This is a genomic window from Bradyrhizobium sp. 154, assembly GCF_023073875.1.
Taxonomy (GTDB): Bacteria; Pseudomonadota; Alphaproteobacteria; order Rhizobiales; family Xanthobacteraceae; genus Bradyrhizobium.
The window spans coordinates 1-20893 of the sequence record NZ_JADPKG010000087.1 but is presented as its reverse complement, the minus strand read 5'-3'; the positions used below and the strand labels follow the sequence as shown (position 1 = coordinate 20893).

Sequence of the window (20893 nt, the reverse complement as noted above, 5' to 3'; positions counted from 1 at the left end):
AGATCGATGGCGAAGCAGAAGATCGCGATTCTCGGCGGAGGCATGGCCGGGCTGAGCGCGGCCTATCACCTTACCAAGACCCACGCTCTGCGCGATCGATACGAGGTCGCGGTGTACCAGCTTGGTTGGCGGCTCGGCGGCAAGGCAGCAAGCGGAAGGGACGATCTGGGACGCAATCTCGAGCACGGCCTTCACGTCTGGTTCGGCTGCTACGAAAACACCTTTCAGATGCTCCAGGAGCTTTATGCGGCGAATCCGCCCGGCGGCATGCTGACGGACTGGACGGCCGCCGTGACGCCGCAAAGCTACACGCCGATCGGCGTTTACGACAACGGCCGATGGACGTACTGGCCACTGACCTGGCCGACCAACGATGGAACGCCCGGTGACGGCACACTCCTGCCGAGCTGGGGCCAGATGATGCAGATGGTCGCCGGCTGGATCGCGGAGGCGATTGAACGTCGCCTGCAGCAACCGGCCCCCGCAGAGGCGGTCGCTGCGGCCGGCTGGCTGCCGCCCACCGGAGCCCTGGCGCTGTCGTCGGATACTGCGACACCGGCGGGTGCGGTGAGAGCGGCGCAGAACCACCTGCGTGCTCACGGTTCAGATCTTCGCAAGCTGACCGAACAGGACATGAAAGAATTTCACGACCTCGTCCGGTGGGCGCGCGATGCGCTGGCCGGACGGAAGTTCGTGGGTGAACAGAGGGCGGAATTCGTGGAGGCATCTCCACTCGATCACCGCATCCTGACCGAAGTCCTCGATATCTTCGCAGCAACCTCTGCCGGCATTTTCTGGGATTTGGTCGTGCCGGACCGTCCCCTCGAAGCGCTCGACGGCTACGACTTTCGCGCCTGGTTGATCAACCACGGCGCCAACCCCACGATCGTTAACACGTCCTCGGTCATTCGCGTCCTCTACGACACCTTGTATCAGTACGAGGACGGTGATGTGTCGCGTCCATCCTACGCCGCGGGCTCCGGGCTCGGCGTCATCATGCGTCTGATCGGAACCTACAAGGGCGCCATGATGTGGGACATCCAGGCCGGCATGGGCGAGGTGATCGTCGCGCCGCTGTACGAGCATCTTGTTTCGTTGGGCGTGAGCTTCAAATTTTTCCGCAAGGTGACACATCTCGGCTTGTCGCCGGACGGGACGCTGATCCAGACGATCCGGATGGACAAGCAGGTGGAGACGATCTCCGGCGACTACCAGCCCACCTACGATCTTGCGGATGGATTGACTGTCTGGCCGGCCGAGCCGCTTTGGGAGCAACTCGTCGACGGCGCCGAGATGAAGGCCGCAAAGGTCAATTTTGAGAGCTATTGGTGCGATCGGCCGCCCGTCGGACCACCCGAGGAGCTTCATCTCGGAACGGATTTCCACATCGCGGTCCTTGCGATCTCGCTCGGCGCCTACAAGCCCCTGAATGGCGCTGACGCCAGCATGTGCGCGGAGCTGATCGCCAAGAACGGAGCGTTTGCCTCGTACGTTCAGAATGTCGGTGTCGTGCCGACGCAGTCGGTCCAGCTGTGGTGCGACCCGACCAGTGCCGGCCTCGGCTGGACCACCGGCAAAGCCGCGACCGTTTCAGGGCCCGAGTATCTAAACATCTGGGCCGACATGACCCAGGTGTTGCCGTTCGAAACCTGGCAGGGGCCGAGGCCGCAGTCCCTGCACTATCTCACTGGAACATACAAGACGACGCTATTCCGGCAGCCCTCCTCCAATACAGGCGTTCCCGCCCAGGCCCATGATGAGATCCGGACCCAGGCGATCGCGTGGCTCAACGAGTCGTCCTACGGCCTGTGGCCACTCGCTGATCCCAACGGCGCCTTCGATTTCGACGTGCTGCACGTGACGGAGCCGGCCGTCGGCACAGCACGTTTCAACCAGCAGTTCTGGCGCGCCAATATCGACCCGACCGAATGCTGCACGCTGTCGGCAGCGGGAACGACGCAGTATCGGCTGCATCCCGACCAGACCGGCTTCAACAACCTCATCCTTGCCGGCGAGGGCAGCCGGCACGGTTTCAACACCACGGCAATCGAGGGAGCCGTGATGTCCGGTGCGGCGGCCGCGCGCGCGATCAGCGGCGCCCCTGCTCACATTGTCGGGTACGACTTCCTGCAACGCCGGCCATCGCAAGGACCAGGAACATGACAGAGGTACCCTACATATCGTGGATCGGACACGGCGCGACGTGTCTGTCAGCTCCCGACACCTTCGCCGATGCCACGATGAGCCTCTTCAGCATCGAGACCGACACCACCGCCGTTCAGAACCTCGTGGATGCGCTTCTCAATCCCGTAGCTCCCGGACGGGTGCGCTACGCCCCTGCGCTGTCCGCCGCGATCTTCAGCTTCAGCGACAATGCAAGATGTACCTCGACGGTCGATGCGATCGGCTTCATGCCCGGGCGCGAGACCATGATCCTGGTGCCGCTCTGGGAGTTTCATGGCACCAATCCGCTTCCCAGCCGGCTGGTGTTCTGGGCGCCCTATATCTTCATTGACTACACGATCGGCCTTGTCACCGGGCGCGAGGTCTGGGGATGGCCGAAAGCTTTCGCGCGCATCGGCGTCGACACCGATGCGCCGGGCGCGGGCTTTTCTTGTCGGACCACGGTGTTCCCGGTCCTCGCGCCGACGACGCCCGCGCAGGACGTCGTTCTCTATCGTATCTTCAGGACCAACGAGGGCGCCAAGTCCGAACCTTGGGACAGCGCGGGGGCAGCAGCCCGCGGCGCGGTGCGAGGCTTGCTCGACGGGATCGCCGAAGATGCCCTCCAGATGCTCACCCGCCAGCCGGAAATTTCGTGTGTCGTGCTGAAGCAATTCCGTACGTCGGACGATCCGACGATCTGCTGCTATCAGGCAATCGTCAACTCGCCGATCGCAGTGACGAATTTCGCCGCTGGGGGCCCGCTGTTCGACAGCTTCACCGCCGAGATTGCCACCTGCGAAAGCCACAGGATCGTGTTCGACTTGCTCGGGACGATGCCAACATCCCCGACCACACGCCTGCCGATCAGGTTCGCCGGTTGGGCAAGGATCGATTATACAGCGCTTCCCGGCAGCGCCGTGATCGTTGCAACGTAGACGAGCTCAATTGGTTTTGGCAGCATCGGTGCACCGATGCTGCATGGAGGATAAGCCATGCCCCACGGATCGCAAATCAACGTCGTGATCATCGGAGGAGGACCGGCGGGACTCGCCGCGGCCTTTTGGCTAACGGCGCCGGAGCAGAACGATCGCTATCGGGTCACACTCTACACCCAGGGCTGGCGCCTTGGGGGAAAATGCGCCAGCGGGCGTAATTACAGCGAGCACGACCGTATTGAAGAGCATGGGCTCCACATGCTGATGGGCTGCTATCACAACGCGTTTGCGACGCTGCGGGCGTGCTATGAGGCCTGGCATCCTGGCCCGGGCAGTCCGCTCTCCACCTGGGAGCAGGCGTTCATCCCTCAGCGCAAGATCACCCTCATGGAGCCCGACGGTCGCGGAGGAGCCTGGGAGCCATGGGACTTCGCCAACCTGCCTCGATCTCCAGGTGAACCTGGCGACGGTCTCGGCGCAGATCCGATGGCCGCGCGGGCCCTGGCGGAAGGGCCTGTGGATGCCATGCATCGGCTGGTAAAAAGGCTGGCCGATTGGCTCGAGACGTCGGTTGGCCTCGATAAGCTGATCAAGGGCGGCAAGGCCGCGATTGCCGCATTGCGTGCTCCCCTGTTCGAACCAACGGATGAAAGAACGAAAAAGAAGCTCAATGACCTCGAGATCGCCAATAAGCAACTGAGAGAGGCGATTGGCAACAAGGGCTGGCAACCGGCCGGGCACGATGCCGAGCAAAACGAATCGTTTCAGCTGGCATCTGGAGCCATGAGCCGGCTCCTCATTCTTGCCAACCTCGGCGTGGCGACAGGCCTCGGCTATCTCCGGGATATCGCCCACAGCGGCGAGGCCGCCTACGACAAGCTCAACGCACAGGACTTTCGCGCATGGCTGGCGACGTGCGGTGCGTTCGACGAGACGCTGGCCTCAGCTCCCATTCGCGCGCTCTACGATCTCGCCTTTGCCTTCCGGGACGGTCTGGCCGGTAACATCGATAATGGCTCGATGGCCGCCGGCGTCACCTTTCGCTTTGCAATGGAGCTGACCTTTGGCTATCGCAACGCCCCGCTGTGGAAGATGGCAGCAGGAACGGGTGACACCATCTTCACGCCATTCTATGAGGTCCTCGAGGCGCGGCAGCCGGGATGCGTGCAGTTCTTCAGCCGGCTCACCGACATGACCGCGGCAAACGGGCGCATTCAGTCCATCGAGATCTCGATCCAGGCCGTGACGGGGGACGGCACGCCCTACAGGCCGCTGGTACCGGTCAAGAACCTGCAATGCTGGCCGAACCAGCCGGACTGGGATCAACTCAAGGACGGCTCTGTCTTGCGGGGCTGCAATTTCGAATCCAGCTTCTGCACGGCATCCGCCGGCACGCGACCGCTGCAGGTGGACCAGGATTTCGATCTCGTCATCCTTGCCATTCCGCCCGCGGCGATCACCAAGACCCCGGCGTCGTTCGCGCAAGGCAGCGCGCGATGGCAAGCCGCGCTAGGAGACAGCCGGTCCGTGGGAACCCAGTCGTTGCAGCTCTGGATGGGCCCTCCCATCGCCGGTCTGGGCTGGCCGCTTGGGCCGACCGTGCTGACCGCTTTCGCTGAGAACTACGATTCCTGGGGAGACATGAGTCATCAGCTGCAGACGGAATCATGGAGCTGTCCAGACGCACCGCAGACGATCGGCTATTTCGTCGGCTGTCTCCACGTGCCGCAGCAACCCGCGCCTACCCCGGATTCGATGCAGCAGGCAGCGAACCAGCAGGCCGATCAGTGGATCGCACAACACCTGCCCATCCTGTGGCCGGGCTACGGCGCGGGCCAGCAAACCTGCCGCTGCGTCGCGGCCAATTTCGACGGCTCGGACCTCTATGTGCAGACGCCGAGCGGCACGAATGTTGCGAGCCGCTTTTCATCCGCGGATACGGCAGACTTCGCAAACCTGTATGTCGTCGGCGACTGGACGCGCACGCGCTTCAGCGGTGGATGTTTCGAGTCAGCGATCGAATCCGCAATGCTCGCCTCCCGCGCGATCAGCAACTTTCCCACCCACATCAAGACAACGTAGGTGGCAGGAGCCGCGCTGAGGCGCGGTCCCTCAAACTCCGGCAGGCGTGCCGTGGCGACGATGATCGGCACTCGGTCGCGCCAGGGCCAGCCCTCGACCACTGTTCGATCGGGCTCGAAAATCTCGACCTTGAGCGGGTGGCAGGCGGCAACATCGCTGGAATGGCTGGCACCGCAGTCGCCGCCGGGACAGGCCGACAATGCGCCGATACCGATCTACAACCTCGATTTCTCGCTCATTCCCCGTGACGCTCGAGGAACTCGAAGCCGCGCAGGAGCGCGAGTATTGGTCGATGGTGGGCGATCCGCGATAGTAGGTACCGTGGCGTTGGCTCGTCACCAGACGTCCTTTGGCGATACGGAGATGGCCTTCTTGCGCGACAGGCATACCCAGCATCGCGCAGTTCGCGCGCCGCCTTGGTCCGAAAATCGGAAACTCCTAGCGCCTTGAATGCGGCCGTATCTCTCACTCGCTCCTCGACGTTCCCAGCCCGCCGTGCCGGACAGATACTCCGCACAACACCCCCAGGCTTCCTGCGCAGTAGCAGGCGTGTTGACGAACCGCCTGGTTGCGGCCGTTCCGGAACAGTCTGACGTGTTTCTGCTGGGCCATCTTGTTATCCCAAAAGTCCGACGCTCGGCTAATTCGATGTCGTTTCGCGTTCGATGTGATCCGCACTAGCTAATGTCAGTCCTATGATCTGAGCTGGCAGCCCTCAAGCCAATCCCAAGATTTTCGGATACACATTCAAACAGCCTATCTGGCCCGAAACGGCGCGCCAAATTCGGGTGTCGTTTCGCGTCGATCGCTTAGCGGCACGCAAGCGGGCGTCATCGAGCTTCGACCTAAGGTTCTGACGGCCGTGTCGGCCGTCCATCTCATCCTTCCTTTTCAATGGTGTCGTTTCGCGTTCGATCTGGATCATTCGCGTTCAATTGGAGTCTGTCGGGCCGATCCAGCGGTTGAACTTTGGGCGCCTAAGCTATGGCGCTTAAAGAGATTTCTCGATGTGATCCAAACTAAGTCGTGACAGTTTCCCATGGTCCGGGCTGGCAACACTCAAGCCAATCCTAGGATTTCGGATACACTTCCCCACAACCCGGAAATCGCTGCCCCTCGGCGAATCTGACGATTGAATATCCGGCGAGAAAGGGCTGTCACACCAATGATTTTCTCTCCAAACTTCGGCGCACATCCTACAACGCATGCGCGATCTCCTTGAGGGTCTGCCCGCAGCGATCTACACCACTGATGCCGACGGCCGTATTAAATTTCTTCAATCGGGCCGCAGTCGAGATGGCGGGGCGGACGCCCAGCCTGGCAATAAATGGTGTGTAACCTGGAAACTCTATTGGCCCGACGGTCCGCCTCTGCCGCACAATGAATGTCCGATGGCAGTGGCGCTGCGTGAAAACCGCCCGGTTCGCGGGGCCGAGGCAATTGCTGAGCGTCCAGACGGCAGACGCGTGCCGTTCATTGCTTATCCGACTCCGCTCCGCGATGCGGAAGGAAACTTGGTCGGCGCCATCAACATGCTCGTCGACATCAGCGAGCGCAAGCAGGCAGAGAATGCTCAAAAGGTGCTCATCGACGAGCTGAACCACCACGTGAAAAATACGCTTGCCACGGTGCAGTCACTCGCCAGTCAGACGGCTCGCCATGCCACCGATCTGCAAGAGTTTCTGCCGACGTTCACAGGACGGCAGTTAGCTCTTGCCCGTGCCCATGACCTTCTCACGACACCCAAGTGCCAGCAGCCGGGTCTTTGGGGCTTAGGCGCAAAGCGATCTCAATCGGAGAAAACGCTTCACCCGCGCGTCCCGCCGTAACAAGTACGATCCCCTTGGATGCATACGCGACGGGCGAATTGGGATCGATTTCCAAAGCTGCGTCATGTTCAGGTAAAGCTTCCTCAGGATTCCCGTAGTTCAGAATGTTTCCGTTGGCTACGTGCGCGTTTGCGGTCGCCGGTCGTTTTGCAAGAACTTGATCTATTAGCTTGATCGCCCTCTTTTTGTCCTCGACTACGGATGGTGACCATCCGTAGATCACGCCATCCGCTATGCACAACGTCTTGCCGATGATTGCATCAACGTTGTCCGGATCGAGGCGCAGTGCGCTATCGAACAGGTCGTTTGCCTCTGCATTCGTTAACTTGCTCCGGGGGCCATAGCGCTTCGCCCAGCCGCGCATGCTGAAATCCACAGCGTCTGGATTGGTTGGCCTATCCATTTGGCTGCGCCGGCTTTCAGCCTGGATGAGCTCGACGTTGAGGGAGCGGGCGAGCCGAGCCGTGACCTGGTCCTGCAAGGCAGTAAGGTTTGACCGATCGCCGTCAAAGCGGTCCGACCAGACGTCACGACCAGTCGACAGGTCGGAAAGTGATACGTTCATACGGACCCGATCTCCGGCCCGCTGCACCGCGCCCTGTACCGCCCATCGGATACCAAGGTCCTTGCCGAGCGTCTTCAGATCGACCTGCTTATTCTTATAGGTGAAAGCCGTCCCGCGCCCGATCACGAATGTCTCGGGCATTTGCGCGAGATCTGTCGTCAGATCGGTCGTAATGCCGTTGGCGAAATAGTCCTGCTCCGCATCGTTGTTGAGATTTGCAAATGGTAGGACAACGAGGGACAATCGGGGCGCAACGTCGGGCCGGATCGTAGCCTGTTTCTGCGTTTTTTGGCTCTCCGGAGACACGTCTGTGCGGAGCGTCTTTGTCTGGTCTGGGACCACAAGCGGCCTTCGTGGCACCGTCCGCCACCTGTTCGCTCGGGACCCGAGAGCCGACGCTGCTTAAGGGCAGCTATGAGGTCACCAGCGGCGGTCGAGGGAAGCGCCCGGCGTGCCCGTTCCAAGCCAGACAGCTGACGTACTGCCAGCCGGACCGCTATTCAGCTCAGGGCCCCTAAGCGGAAATCGCAACGAGCCGCACTGTCGAGCTTGGCTGTCGGGGATCTCAACCCGATCCACTCACGAAGTTCTTCAGCGGCATCGCCGGCGGGTTGTGCTGATCCACCCGTTTCCATTTCCCTGCACAGTTTAGCAAATATGTTGACTAAAGCGACCCTCGCGTCCCAACCCCCGTCCTCACTGGCGCATGGCTTATGGTCAACCCTGAAGTCCGATTTGGGTCGGCGAGCTAGTGATGGCCAGTCACGCAGGTGTTGGAGCGTCGACGAGGTCGCCGATACAGAAATGAGACATGTGGGCGACAGCTTCAGGACTGTGATAGTCACCGAATTCGGCAGTAGCTTCCTTGCCGGCATACATGCGGGCGATTCCTGCGCCACCGGGGTGATGGGGTGCCCACTCCGTGATATCGTAGACTTTTCCCCGGATGATGACCCAGCAGTCGTCGCGCGTTTTGTGCAGGGCGACTTCTTCGCGCGTGACCGGGCGTGGAGCCCTGGCGGGAGCAGCCGGTGTCCAGAACTCGCGGGTGATCGCGGGGTAGTTGGCCTTTGCGGCGCGGCGGAAGTCCCACGGCCCCAATCTCTTGGGAGGCAATTCGGCGCCGATGTTGCGGGCATCGTACGCATAGATCCAGGAGTCGTCCTCACCGCCCCGCTTGTCGTGGGCAAATGCCGGGCTCACCCGCTCGTCGATCTTTTCGAGCAGAGCCTTCTGCTCAGCGGTGTCCTTGGCCCGCAAATGATCGAAGGCGAACTTGGAGCCGAGCTGGAATCGGGTCGCGCGATAATGCCGCACGCGTTCGTAGTGCAACAGTGCTGTGGCCACGTCGCGGCCGTGCAGGGTGAACGCGCAAGCGAGCGCGGCGGCGTCCTCGAAGGACTGCGCGGCGCCCTGGCCGAACGTCGGAAGCATCGGATGCGCCGCGTCGCCGAGCAGACAGATACGATCTTGCACCCAGGTTTCGAGGGCGTCACGATCGTAGAGGCCCCATTTCGTAGGTCGAACGATCGCGCCCGCCAAAGCGAGCAGATCGTCTCTGCTGGGGTGCCCAGTAAATGCTTCAGCCACATCGCGAACGATCTCCTCGTGTCTGACAGGAAACCAGTCGCCCTCCTCCTGCTCGAATGCGGCAGAGTCCGGCTCATAGCGGGCGATCCACACGTTCAACAACTCGCCCCGGCGCACCCAGTACGTTGTCGCCCCGCTCCGCTCGCTCCGGTGCCGGTCCATGCTGAAGGAGTGGATGGGGTTGTGGTCCAGCGGGCTACCGTCAGTCTTGCGGAGCGAGGCGACCACCGCCCGCGGAATAAGTCCACGGAAGCAGGTCACCTCCGTCCACCGCTTGGGACGCGGGTTCGGCCACGCCAGCTGCAAGGTGGCGGAGTTGATTCCGTCGGCGCCGACGAGAACCTCTCCCGCGGCGCTTCGACCATTCGAAAAACTCGCCGTCACCTCGCCCGCGGTCTGATGCAGCTGCGTCAGCCGACAGTCCATGTGCACGGTGATCGGGCACGGCGCCCCGCTTTCGGGACCGAACTCGAACACGCGCTTGTACAGACACATCAACAGGTCAAGCCTGTGCATGTGATGGAAGCCGGCGCCGTCGCCCGCGGCGGTGACATGATCGAACGGCCTCTGCGTCACCGTCCCATCGGCGTTGAACTGCCTTGTCGACTCCAGAATTGCGGCCCGGCCACCGTCGATCACCCCGTCGGGGCCCCTGGGATCCCCGCCATCCAGGTCAACGCCCAGCCAACGACATATTCGCGCCCCGTTGGGCGGTACGTTCAACCCGGCGCCTGCAGTGCTCGGCACCTTGGTTTGCTCGTAGACATCGACCGAGGCGAAGACGCCGGACTGCCGCAGCGCCAACGCCGTCATCAACCCGCCCATTCCTGCGCCGATGATCACTGCCCGCATCTGTCGCCCTTGCCAAGTAAGCGAACGCACCGATTACCCAGCTCGTGGCGGAGCACGGTGGGTGCCGCTCGAATTAACTCGAGAGTAGCTTCGGGTTGACCAGCAATAAAGCAGCTTCTGGCGGAACCGGACGTGCTAGCTTCACAATCGCCAACGAGCCCGCAGTAGCATGCTCGAGCTGCCTATCGGGATAGGGTTGCTCGACCGTCTTGGTCGGCACGAACCGCATGTTAGGTCTCGTGACCGCCTCGCAAATCGCCTCTGCGTCCTTGGTGTCGTTCTTCTGCCGCTTGACGTAGGGCTTCACGTACGCCGGAGGCATCAAGCGCACCGTATGCCCCAACGCCTGCAGTTCGCGGGACCAATAGTGGGATGGCGCGCAAGCCTCCATCCCCACCAGGCACGGCGGGAACTTCTCAAAAAACGACAGCATGAAACGGCCCTTGAGTTGGCGCCGAATCACCACCTGGCCGGCTGCATCGACGCCATGCACTTGAAAGACCGACTTTCCAGATGTCCAGACCGATCGTCGAAATTAACTGCATGCGCTGCTCCTCCGAATCGTGGGAGCCTCAAACGGCGCCCAATCATTGGCACTCTCGTGCCCGTGGAGGAGCCGTCCACAGCATCAGAAGCGGAAGTTTCGCACGTAGTGCAGTCTCATTTTTCTGGCGAACACACGAACGATCATTCGAGCAAACCCGCCACTCGAAATCCGTGCGCTCCAAGGCCGTTCGGACCCAATCGCATTGACCGAATGCGATATCGACAGTTGCCGACTACACCATCGACGTCGCAACGGTGCAAACACCTTGCAGCGCAGCTACGGAACAATATTACATCTGAGAGATTCCAGGAACGAAACGGGTCGTCAGTCTTTCTCTGGGCTTTGGGAGGTGGCCATGACTTCTCAGACCATAGAAGGCGCGTGTGCGTTCGCTTGGCGGAATTACTTGCTGTTCCACAGCGGCATCAGCGAGAACGATAATAGGCGTTCTGCCCTCTATCGCTACGTCGCCAATGTTCGTGATTCGGGTCGAGATGATTTCGATCTCTTGCAAATAGCGGCCGTCGCGTACTTAAAAAAACTGGATGAACTGCACGACGACCGACGTGCGAGGCTCGCGGCAGATCAAGTCTTGGCTGAATGCTTAGAGTCACGCAGGGCACAACCCACCACATAGCTTACGGCGAGAACATCAAAACGAGGGAGAGAAACGCATGGCAGACGAGACCGCTAACGAAAACCGTTTCGCGCGCGACCAACAAGGTCCCATCAGCGCAGCGACTGCAATCGGTATGAATGCCTTGAAGGCAACTATGCACTTTCAAGTCTCAATGCTGAGGATGTGGGCCGACAGTATTGAGAGGTTGGCGGGCAATTACGAAAAGGGGTTGGAAGAAACCGCGACCGCCGTACAGGAACAGTCGAACAAGGAACGTGCCGCGTAAATCAACGCAACGGAGTCCACGAGCGTCGTTCGGCGACTCGGCAGGTTGCTTCCGGTTTGCCCGATGAACCGACAACAGAGACGCCGCCCGGACCTTGCTTGTACCGGTCGCTCTCATATTCGGGCAAATTCCTATTCAATATATGGCGGACTTGGCTGGCTAGAGGTAGAGTGCGCCCGCTGTAAGACCCGCGCCAGTCTCCCGCTAGAGGCCATCCGCCGGCCGAAAGATACGCCGCTCTGGAAGCTGGAAGCTTCCCTCAGATGCCGACCATGTCGCACCGCCCGGTACGCGCCACCTCCCCGCATGGTCAAGCTAACCGAGACAAGGCAGATCACGCCTTGTAAGTGGGTCCATCCCCCAGGAGCGCTAGTTTGCCGCTGAACGTCCCCACGCCAAACCGGAAGCCGCCGCCCGAAAGCTCGTCCAGCTCGCCGCCAGTGTCGTGCCCGTCCAGGACGGCCGCATCCATATTGAAAAAATCAACGCACCGTTCCTCCACACGCTCAAAGCCAGCGGCGAGGAGGTCGGTGCCGGCCTAAAGTTCGCTATTGAGCGCGGCTGGCTGCATCTGCACGAGAGCGGGACCTATGTTCGGCTCCGCAGCGGCGGCGACATGATATAATCTTCTGGCGGCCTGATCGGGAACCACAAGGAGACTGATCCATGGCGAAGGAAATCAAACAGTTTCGCAAGCAAGCTGAAAAGGCTGCGCGCGCAGCAAAGTCGGCTGCAGATGCCGGGGTGTCCGAGGAACTGCAGGCACTAGCACGCGCGTTCCAAAGCCAGGCCGACGTCCTGAAATCGAAAAAGCGAGCAGGCAAGAAGCAACGATGAGGCGGCCTTACTACGCCTCTTCCCTTTGAAACGGCTGGTAGGCCCGGGGGTCCTTGTTTATGCGGTTTCCGGATTGCATCAGATCAGCGAGTGTGGTTGCGGCTCGATCTATTCTGCGAACGGCTTCTGCCTGTTGGAGGCAGAAGCGAGTCATACTGAGGTCACGCCGCGCGGCCTGGACCTCGTGCAACACATGATCGAGTGCCTCCCCAACATTGTTCTTCTCAGCGGGTTCTGAACCGATACCGGCCGCGGCGCGGCGCACGGGCGTGCGTTGATCAGCCATTGGATCACTCTACCAGATGATGCTCGTCGTCAGGCGTCCCTGTCCACAGTCGGGACGGGTCCTGCTTTGTAGCGAACCCGCCCGCTGTGGCCGATCTACGGCTAATGTATGGAGTGCTGCCGCCATTCAAGGAACACAGGTTCCTTCTGTGCACGGTATCAGGAAGGTCGCGTGTGCCTGCCGCCGCGAAAGAAATGCGGCCTCAGCACTATATGCGTTGAGGGGGCGATGCCGAGGCCGCTGGAGGTGCTTGGCGCGGATCGACAAGGGAATCGAGCTCGACGGATTCGTTCTGCTCGCTTCTGAACATTGGAACCACGAACTCGATTCGCAATCGCCTACCTCAACACCTATTTTCCCCGCATGCGCATGGCGTATGAGCTCTGCCTGGCGGCCAGCGGTAAGCAGGTCTCGTCAGGACTGGACTGAATTCGTGAGGTGAAGCACGACGGCTACCGGATGCTTCCGGGAGAACGAGCGAGCGCGCCTCCTCTCTCGAACCTACAAAAGCAGCGGTACGTTGATCGCCATGGCCCCGAGCGAAGTCCGAGCCTGGTTGACCAATATCGGCGTGCTTGCCGCGCGACCAGGCGCGTTCGCCGTGTTTCTCCTTTATGCCGCGCTTTGGATCATCTTCGGCAATGGACGGGACTGGCACTCGCTTGCCACGCTTGCGACCTGGGGAATGACCCTCGTGATCCAGCGCGCCGGGCACCGCGACACACAGGCCATTCATGCGAAGCTCGACGGACTCCTGAAGGTTCATGACGATGCCAAAAACTCACTTATGAATATCGATGACAGGGACGCCGAGGAAGTCGAGCGAGAGCGAGCACAGGTCCGTACGTCGTGAGCTAATGATGCACTCGAATCACGTTGACCGCTCTTCCCTTCAGGTTCCAGAATTAACCCGCCACCGCGGCATCAAGCTTAACTGCAGACTTTGATTGCAGCGAAGCTGCGGAGCGCTAGCTTTTTATCGCCGGACATTGCCCTTGGTCCGGGTCCCCAAGTGTCGAAGCCGTCGCGCCACCATACTCGTCGCGGTGGCTTCCGCTGGGCTGTAGGCCTCTCGCGCGAGTTTCATTTGAAAAAGGCAGTCAGACCGCGAAACCATCGATCTCATTGAGATGCGTCGGCAACTCACGGCCCTGCGCTCGCAACACTCGGACAACCTTGCGATAGCATCGCTACTGAACCGCTTCCTCGTGAAGGTTGCATTCCTCTCAGAGCCTAAAGACCCGGAGCATGAACAGTATCTCCGATCTAAGTTTGCACAGACGCTGAAGAAGGTAGAGGCGATCACCTCGCGCAGGCCAGCAGCGAAGCGATCAGCGACCATGAAGCCGCCCAAGTAACTCATTGCGCTTGTCGGCGGCTGCGCCGATGCAAAATGCAGTCGCGAAGTCGTCCTTCGCGCACTGGCGCCTTCGCGGCCAAGCTCAGCTCGAGCCAGCGTTGGGGAAGCCACTAACTTGTAGCAAGTGGCCGTAGTAATTCATGCCGACGCTCAGACACTCAGCTGAAATCTATGCAGCTCTAACTACTTGCACTGGGGAGTGTAGAGGAGCGGATATCCGCAGACATTGCAAGATGAGTCTGCAGATGCTGTTATCGCGCTCACTGTCGTAAGTGCGTCGCGGAGCATACATTGAGAGCGTGACAATTGGAGTCGAATTGGACCACGATTCAATGTTGGCTACTGCCATTGTGGTGTCAGCAGAGGCGCGCCCTACCCTGGCTAGCCTGCTCGGCCGGCTTCAACCGCGGCCAGAAGCCGACTAGTTGGTAGGGTTCGCGTTTGAACTCTCCCGCGCCGTCATTATTGTGACTGGATTGCCAATTGCCGTTCGCGCGGCGCGGATGCTGTCGATGAACCAGCTTCGCGGCCGCGTTCAAACCAAGCGGACCACCATGTCCTCTAGCTCCAACACCAATATCGCCAAGAAAGCTCGCACGAAGGCTGAGGCGGATTTCGCCACTTGGCTCATGATGGCCAAGCTCGGTGGTTTCGATGACCTACCGTCCAACGCCCAAAGCTTTCTGACCAATTATCGAGCCCGGCTCGAGATCATGAGCGAGGTCGAGTCCACGGCCCTGGCCGTTCGCGAAGTATACAGCGCTTATTACAGCGAGATGGGAGGTGTAGGCGCAGCTCCGGAACCAAAGGCTCGGACGCCAATGACACAGAGCAAAGTCGTGCGGTCACAGAGACGGCTCAGAGTTCAACCCGGTCAGTCGCCTGCACGCCATTCGACGGGGCCAATGACTCGAAAATCGGTGCCGGCACTGCTGATCTTCGCGAGCATGGTAGCACTGATTGCCGCTTTCATATTCCTAGCGCATTAAAATCGCCTGCCGACGTTTGCGATGTCCGATTCTCGCCCGATAGGGAATAATGGCATAAATCGTGTGCCACGGAGAGCCGACGTGGCAACGGTTTTAGCGTTGTTCACTTCAGGGCCATCTGCATTGGCTTCGTGTCGAGAGACGAGCGGCGCAAGGGCCATATCAAAGCGGGCAGCAAAATCCCCGTAGCGATCCCCACAAAGTCGATTTCACGTTCAGGCTTCGCGGCGTGGAGTCGGGAAGGACGAAGAGGGTTGACCCTAAACCGTCTTCGCGTCGGGAGGAGCCGTCCACAGCATCAATAGGCGACCTTCTACTCGGTCTATTACGCGGACAACTGAACCTCTATCCCCGGCCTCGCCCGCAGCCGCAGCCAAATCGGGGGGGACCGTCAGAGACTTAAACAGAGACGAAAGCGGAAACAACATTGCTATGTCCCCACTCGGCGTTCCAATCGAACCGTCGAATGATGGCGCCAATTCATTGAATACAGCCGAGGGCAGCGGCTCTTGATCTCCTTCATCTGCAATGTGAGCATACGCGCGCCGAGATGACGCCTCATGGTCATCGTCGCGAAGTGTGACGAACATTATAGAGTTGCTGAATCGAAAAATGGGATGGTCCCCCCGCGCTGCAATCGAGCAGCCGCAAAAACCAGGGATCACGACAATGAAATCTTCTCGCCTCGCTCTAGCTCTAGCCGCCGCGCTCAGCCTAGGCGCCTTTGTTGGCTCTGCACAAATCTCTCCAGCCTCGGCCGGCCAGTGGGACTGGTTAGGAAATAAGCCATATGTCGACTGCGTGAAACGCGCTGACATGGCGCGCGTCGAAGCTCAGCGCGTGAGCTCAACGCCAGGAATCGCTGAAGCCATCCAAAAGAAGGGTGTAAATGATTGCAACCGTCTATACTATCCATCCAACGCCAACTCTTCTCACACGCTCGGCAAGCGCAAAGGGTGATACAGACACTCGCACCAAATCGGCCTTGAGTGCAGATCATGATGCGACAGAGACAATCGCATCATGATTTTTTCCCTTGCCCAGATGAGCTGCAGGCTCAACGTGGAGAACATTGCGACCTTCGCAAATCGCGTGGGCGGTTGGATGAGGCAAGAAGGATCCGACAAGTGCTTTGAAGTCGCACGATGCTTGACACACCTTTCCAAGGCTGTGGACCGACACGTTCACGCCAGCGGCGCTCAAGTGACCGATAGCGGCCGCGCCAAAACAGAAAGGTGGCAACGTGGGGCTTCGCCTACTCGGCTTGAAGGTTGCCGAGGCAGGGATCGCCTTGGTTTCGGTCTCGAATACGCTTGGCGTTTACGGGCAAGAGCGGTGGAAGTGGATGACCAGGCTGGAAGCCGCTTTGCGAATTCGTCGCTCTTCTTGGTGAGCGCCGCGGTCTGGCGCGCGCAGTTCTGCCGACGAGTACGAAGCGGCGTCAATGTCCACAGTAAAGCAAGTATCAGAGAGTGTGCGGGAGGTGGGGCGCAACGTTCGAGAATCTCTGGAGCAAGGCCAACAGTACAGCGCGTGGTCCCAAATTGTTCGTGACGTGGTCAGGGAAGCTCCTCTAGCTTCGCTGGCCGTCGCTTTCCTCATCGGGTATGTCATCGCGCGGCGGTAACGCCGCTCAGCTAAGAGAGTAACAGGTAGGTTCTGGATGCTGTGCAACTCGGAGTGACGCGCCCGCCCGATATAAGTCTCGCGCTTGATCGGCATTGGACTGGTCGCCACAAGCGCCTCCTGCCAACTGGCGCCTTTTCGTCACCTGGCGATATTCGCAAGCGTAGCGTCGTGCCGCGCGCGCTGCGCCGATAAAGATGCCGGTGCGCCGGCAGTTGGACCTGTTGGATCAAACGGGGCCGCATCGCGCCCTTTGGTCGGCAAAGCCGTACCAAGCCAACGGGAGGGCCAATGCACAGAGAGCTGCCATCGGCAAGAACGCAGCTCCTGCATATCGAGCATAAAGAATGCCGGACAGCGATATCAACGCAGCGGTAACGAGGCCTGAACCAAGGGCATAAAGGGCTTGGGCGGTGGCGGCTACCGTCGGGGAGACAACTGCCCTCATCATGTCCATGCAAGCGAGATGGAGCAGCGCAAAGGTCAACCCGTGTAAGGGCTGAATCATTGAGAGAAGCACAATAGAAGTCGTCGCTCCCTCAATCAGCCAACGTATGATGCCGGCCGCGGCTGCTAAGATGGCCGCACCACGCACGCCAAACCGTTCAATCAACCGAGGACCAACGAAAAAGAAGACCAAAACTTCTGCCGCCACCGCTTCCGACCACAGAACGCTTATGACGGAAGTTCCTATTCCAGCGTCGCTCCACCGAATGACGGCAAATGCGTCGTGCATCGAGTGACTTCCATAGACCAAAGCGGAAACCAAAATCAGGATCCGAAATCGCGGGATCGCCAAAAGAGCACCTACCTCACCGAAGGCCAACGATGCCGGCGGCGCAGGTGGAGCGGCTTGAGCGTTAACAGCGGGCATAAACACCGTCGCGCTGGCCGCTGCGATCAGTAGGCTGGCATTCATCCAGATAACCGGCATGAGGTCAGCAGGACCGATCAGTTGTCCAACGACGATCGTGCCCACGACGAAGGCGGCCGAGCCCGAACCCCGTATCCAGCCGTATTCAAATGGCCTTCCGCCCATTTGAGGTTTCGCTGCATTCACTGACAACGCGTCCGCAATCGAGGTCGTCGGAGCAAGTGCCGCAGCCTGAGCCAACGCTAGAACAAGCAACCACCAAAATCCATCTGCCCAGACCAAGGCAGCTGCCGCTCCGGCCGCCAACACGGCACAGCTTGCGAGCACAAGGCGCAATGAACCGAGGACGTCGGCGAGCCTTGCAAGACACGGACCGGAGACAAGCCGCACCAACATTGCCGCAGCGAGGATTGAACCGATCTGCTGAGGCGTCAGAGCTCTCGTCTCGAAAAGCTTAGGCCAGAATGGCGATGCCGCACCGAACGCAGCGTACAGGGCGCCGTAAAGAGCAATATAGGCGATTGGTCCAGCCACAGCCTAAAGCCACTGAAATCGGTTTCGCCGGTGTTTTACGCCAAGCTCTCCACCCAACTTGCAACACCGTTCATTGCACCTAGTCGATCTGCCTTTTCAAGCTCTTCTACTATCGCTCGTATCCGGTCGTGCGGCACCGCTGGCATCATCCCACTGGTGACTCCGGCCCATCTGGAACGGAACGAGGGCCGCGCACGCGGTGGGCGCGGCCTTTTCCTGTACCCGGGATCAATCGTCCCGCTCACCACCACCCGCCGGAAAAGAGGTCGTACCGTTCGAAGGCCAGCCGTGGCTCGGGCGGTCGGCTCGACGATTTCGCCAACCGCTTTGCATGCGGACGCGCCTCAGTAGATGTGCGGGCACGCGGTTCTTTCTTGATCTGGTGGGGAGCTGCAGCAGGCATGGCGGCCAGGGCCTCCCGCATTGCCTGGTGCGGTACTTCGGCCGTCGGCTCGGCCTGCACCATCTCCGGAACATCGGTGCGCGGGCGCGTGTCGAAGACGATCTTCTCCGGAAGGCTCCTTGCCGAGCTGATCCGGATGGTCGTCCTGTCGGGGTCGGCCGCGCCTGCGCGCTCGACTGGCGCCGGCAGGTACCGGTCCGCTGCGAAGAGCAGCGCCAGCAGCAGCCCGCTCAGGAACGCGAAATAACGGATGATCGGCATGGACAGCCGCTTGCAAATGAAGGGAATCGATTTCGACGGTCCGGACGTGGCTGAAGGCGGGCCGCTTCCTTCAGCGGCCCGCCTTCGAGGACTACTCCACCTCTTGGACCACGGTGCGCGTCGACGGGTCCACCAGCATCACGCGCTCGCCGGAGTAGACGTAGCGATACTTCGTAAGAGAGGGCCCCCATTCGGCCGGCACGGACTCGAGCTCGAGCTCGCGCGGCACGGGCGAGCCGACCACGATCTTCTCGCGGCTCTCTACCGGACGGATCTTGTGTTCCGTCACGTAGCTCCGGATCTTCGTGCGGTATTCCGGCTCGATCTGCACGGCCGCGGCGTGGCTCGTCCCGGTGGTTGTGACCACCGTGGACTGGGCCATCGCGCCCGTCGAGATCAGCGCGGCGGCCGCGCACGTCAGCATCAGCTTCTTCATGCATATCTCCTCGCCGCAGCATGCAGCCTGCATGAACCCGCGAATGGTGGCAAGGTTCCGGACGCGCGGCAGCACGATTGCCGCTTTTGCCCGCGCGAGCACAGGATGATACGGAGAGGCTAAGCCTCACCCCGTCGCCATCGGCGCGGCACTCGACGTAGCGGCGCACCTCATGGGTGTGGTTGTGGCGACGACCCTCGCATACGGGACAGCACGTCGCGCGCGTCGGAGCCCTAATCCACGCGCAGCTTACGAAAAGGCGCAAAAATAGCCGTGCGAACCGAGGTGACGGCATTCCACAACTTGGCGAACCACGGAAGCGTCAAAAGCTTCGGCTTGACGATCACAAAGAGCCTTTCGACGACACACAGGCTAAGGAGATAGCAGGCGACGATCATCGCGGTCCCGGTGATCCAATGGCCTTTGCCGGCAACCGCCAACGCAACAAGCTTCAACGGTTCGACCGTCGCCGTGGGTACTGCCAATAGAAGGAGCGACGGATAGGGGCCGAGGTTTTTGATCGTTCGCTTCAGGCCCATCACGGGTGCTCCTACCCCACTAACTTCCCGTCATGCGCGATGTTCCGACTTTGGAACGTCTGCCACATTTCCCCGCACCGCGCGCCGGGCATCAAATATGAGCGCGCCAGCACCGATTTGAGTGCCCGGGAAGACGTAGCGCGATCGGCGCGAGCGTCCGTTGGACGCACGCGCTCAATCGAGGTGAAGATCACGGCCAGTCGGCTTCAGCAAACTTCAATCCGGGCCGCGCCAATTCATTCTGCAATCGCTCTGCTTGCTCTAGTGGCATCAACCTGATGCCGACTAAGTCGGGAGCGATTGCTCGAGAAAGAAGCGAAGCATCTCCCTGCTTGCATCCGGGCCGCTTGGATCCGTGTAGGATCCCGCCGGACTTCCTCCCGACCAAGCGTGGCCTGCGCCGTGAACATTCCAGTGTTCGGAGACCGCGCGCCCGCTCACGTCGGTCAGAATGGTGCGGGTATACGCGTGCCCGTGTGGCACTTTTCCACCGATGACCTTCGCATTGAAATCCGACGCATTACCCGATTGTTCGGCGATACGGTCGCCGTTGTTCGGATGCACCGTTGTGTCTCGGTCGCCATGGAAAACGATGGTCGGCACCTGCGGTCCGCGATGGGAAATGATAGAACGGGCTCCCTGCCGCATGGCGACAAGAGCGGAGGGAAGATCACTGGCAGCTCCGCAAACCAAGCCCGAATGGATGCCGAGGGCAGCATAGAGGTCGGGATGCGTCGCCGCCATGATGGCAGCCGCCGCGCCGCCGGCCGACATCCCAGCGACGTACACACGCTTTGGGTCGACCGGGTAATCCCGCATGATTTGGCGGGTGATGCCTGCGATCAGCGAAGGCTCGCCGCCATCCCGTTCCTGGTCACCGGTACGAAACCAATTCCAGCATTTCGACTGATTGGCGGCGCTCGGCTGCTCGGGATAGACGACGAAGCAATTCCGCTCTTCGGCGAGGAAATTCATGCGGGTGCCGGCCGCGAAATCGTCCGCCGACTGGGTGCAGCCGTGAAGCATGAGGACGAGAGGAAGGGGCTCTCCTCGAGAGCGGCTCGGGATGAACAGCTTGTAGGCACGAACTCCGGCCGCGTTGCGGAATGTGCCGGCAATGAATTGCGTCCCTTCGGGCGCGATATCCGATGATTTGGGAGGAGCATGCAACATCGGGCCTCGCAGACCCAGGCCAGCGAACTCTTGCATGTTGTCCAAAGGCGCGGGCCGTCCGCGCCGCTGCGCGGAAGCGGCCCGCGTGGCTGGGCGCCTTTCCT

General features: G+C 60.6%; 19 protein-coding genes and 2 pseudogenes. 12 read left to right on the top strand and 9 right to left on the bottom strand.

Annotated features, from left to right (window positions below):
- Window positions 1-6 precede the first annotated feature (6 nt).
- The 4 genes from IVA92_RS20925 to IVA92_RS20910 all read left to right on the top strand — a co-directional run bounded on the left by IVA92_RS20925 (window position 7) and on the right by IVA92_RS20910 (window position 7012).
- Window positions 7-2163 (top strand): FAD-dependent oxidoreductase, encoded by a 2157-nt coding sequence (locus IVA92_RS20925; protein WP_247279948.1) that lies wholly within the window; start codon window positions 7-9, stop codon window positions 2161-2163.
- Entirely contained in the window at window positions 2160-3101 is a 942-nt protein-coding gene (locus tag IVA92_RS20920) for an acetoacetate decarboxylase family protein (RefSeq protein ID WP_247279947.1), read from the top strand. Before IVA92_RS20925 ends, IVA92_RS20920 begins: the two co-directional genes overlap by 4 nt.
- 57 nt (window positions 3102-3158) lie before the next feature.
- Window positions 3159-5183, top strand: a complete 2025-nt coding sequence (locus IVA92_RS20915) for an NAD(P)-binding protein (protein WP_247279946.1) — start codon at window positions 3159-3161, stop codon at window positions 5181-5183.
- 1205 nt (window positions 5184-6388) lie between these two features.
- Window positions 6389-7012 carry an HWE histidine kinase domain-containing protein gene (locus tag IVA92_RS20910; protein ID WP_247279945.1) on the top strand — a complete coding sequence of 208 codons (624 nt, stop codon included), beginning with the start codon at window positions 6389-6391 and terminating at the stop codon, window positions 7010-7012.
- On the opposite strand, the gene IVA92_RS20905 is transcribed toward IVA92_RS20910, so the two are convergent.
- The 3 genes and pseudogenes from IVA92_RS20905 to IVA92_RS20895 form a co-directional block, all read right to left on the bottom strand.
- The gene (locus IVA92_RS20905) at window positions 6918-7820 is read right to left on the bottom strand and encodes a hypothetical protein (protein WP_247279944.1); all 903 of its coding nucleotides are present in this window, start codon (window positions 7818-7820) and stop codon (window positions 6918-6920) included. The genes IVA92_RS20910 and IVA92_RS20905 overlap by 95 nt on opposite strands.
- Before the next feature lie 519 nt (window positions 7821-8339).
- Complete coding sequence (locus IVA92_RS20900; RefSeq protein WP_247279957.1) at window positions 8340-9980, bottom strand: cytochrome b5 domain-containing protein; 1641 nt, start codon at window positions 9978-9980, stop codon at window positions 8340-8342.
- Between the two features lie 235 nt (window positions 9981-10215).
- Window positions 10216-10564: pseudogene (locus tag IVA92_RS20895) on the bottom strand (transposase); the annotation flags it as partial.
- A 357-nt stretch (window positions 10565-10921) separates the two neighbouring features.
- On the opposite strand from IVA92_RS20895, the gene IVA92_RS20890 reads away from it, so the two are divergent.
- From IVA92_RS20890 to IVA92_RS20870, 5 genes and pseudogenes are all read left to right on the top strand, one after another.
- A complete protein-coding gene (locus IVA92_RS20890) occupies window positions 10922-11203 on the top strand; it encodes a hypothetical protein (RefSeq protein ID WP_247279943.1) in 282 nt (93 codons plus the stop codon).
- Window positions 11204-11240: 37 nt separating this feature from the next.
- Window positions 11241-11471 carry a hypothetical protein gene (locus IVA92_RS20885; RefSeq protein ID WP_247279942.1) on the top strand — a complete coding sequence of 77 codons (231 nt, stop codon included), beginning with the start codon at window positions 11241-11243 and terminating at the stop codon, window positions 11469-11471.
- 144 nt (window positions 11472-11615) lie between these two features.
- A pseudogene (locus IVA92_RS20880) lies at window positions 11616-11855 on the top strand (hypothetical protein); the annotation flags it as partial.
- A gap of 61 nt (window positions 11856-11916) precedes the next feature.
- Entirely contained in the window at window positions 11917-12096 is a 180-nt protein-coding gene (locus tag IVA92_RS20875) for a hypothetical protein (protein WP_247279941.1), read from the top strand.
- A 41-nt stretch (window positions 12097-12137) separates the two neighbouring features.
- Window positions 12138-12308, top strand: a complete 171-nt coding sequence (locus IVA92_RS20870) for a hypothetical protein (protein WP_247279940.1) — start codon at window positions 12138-12140, stop codon at window positions 12306-12308.
- Between the two features lie 10 nt (window positions 12309-12318).
- On the opposite strand, the gene IVA92_RS20865 is transcribed toward IVA92_RS20870, so the two are convergent.
- Window positions 12319-12594: a hypothetical protein gene (locus tag IVA92_RS20865; protein WP_247300616.1), complete on the bottom strand. Its 276-nt coding sequence runs from the start codon at window positions 12592-12594 to the stop codon at window positions 12319-12321.
- Window positions 12595-13123: 529 nt separating this feature from the next.
- Here IVA92_RS20865 and IVA92_RS20860 point away from each other — a divergent pair.
- The 3 genes from IVA92_RS20860 to IVA92_RS20850 all read left to right on the top strand — a co-directional run bounded on the left by IVA92_RS20860 (window position 13124) and on the right by IVA92_RS20850 (window position 15903).
- Window positions 13124-13447 (top strand): low affinity iron permease family protein, encoded by a 324-nt coding sequence (locus IVA92_RS20860; RefSeq protein WP_247279956.1) that lies wholly within the window; start codon window positions 13124-13126, stop codon window positions 13445-13447.
- A gap of 1061 nt (window positions 13448-14508) precedes the next feature.
- The gene (locus IVA92_RS20855; RefSeq protein ID WP_247279955.1) at window positions 14509-14943 is read left to right on the top strand and encodes a hypothetical protein; all 435 of its coding nucleotides are present in this window, start codon (window positions 14509-14511) and stop codon (window positions 14941-14943) included.
- Between the two features lie 669 nt (window positions 14944-15612).
- Window positions 15613-15903 (top strand): hypothetical protein, encoded by a 291-nt coding sequence (locus IVA92_RS20850; RefSeq protein ID WP_247279939.1) that lies wholly within the window; start codon window positions 15613-15615, stop codon window positions 15901-15903.
- An 895-nt stretch (window positions 15904-16798) separates the two neighbouring features.
- On the opposite strand, the gene IVA92_RS20845 is transcribed toward IVA92_RS20850, so the two are convergent.
- The 5 genes from IVA92_RS20845 to IVA92_RS20825 all read right to left on the bottom strand — a co-directional run.
- The gene (locus IVA92_RS20845; RefSeq protein ID WP_247279938.1) at window positions 16799-17977 is read right to left on the bottom strand and encodes an MFS transporter; all 1179 of its coding nucleotides are present in this window, start codon (window positions 17975-17977) and stop codon (window positions 16799-16801) included.
- 241 nt (window positions 17978-18218) lie between these two features.
- On the bottom strand, window positions 18219-18641 hold the full coding sequence (locus IVA92_RS20840) for a hypothetical protein (protein WP_247279937.1): 423 nt from the start codon (window positions 18639-18641) through the stop codon (window positions 18219-18221).
- A gap of 91 nt (window positions 18642-18732) precedes the next feature.
- Window positions 18733-19077, bottom strand: a complete 345-nt coding sequence (locus IVA92_RS20835; RefSeq protein WP_247279936.1) for a DUF1236 domain-containing protein — start codon at window positions 19075-19077, stop codon at window positions 18733-18735.
- Between the two features lie 233 nt (window positions 19078-19310).
- A complete protein-coding gene (locus IVA92_RS20830) occupies window positions 19311-19616 on the bottom strand; it encodes a hypothetical protein (RefSeq protein WP_247279954.1) in 306 nt (101 codons plus the stop codon).
- 285 nt (window positions 19617-19901) lie between these two features.
- Window positions 19902-20893: PHB depolymerase family esterase (locus tag IVA92_RS20825; protein ID WP_247279935.1), on the bottom strand; the 992-nt coding region annotated here is incomplete at its 5' end.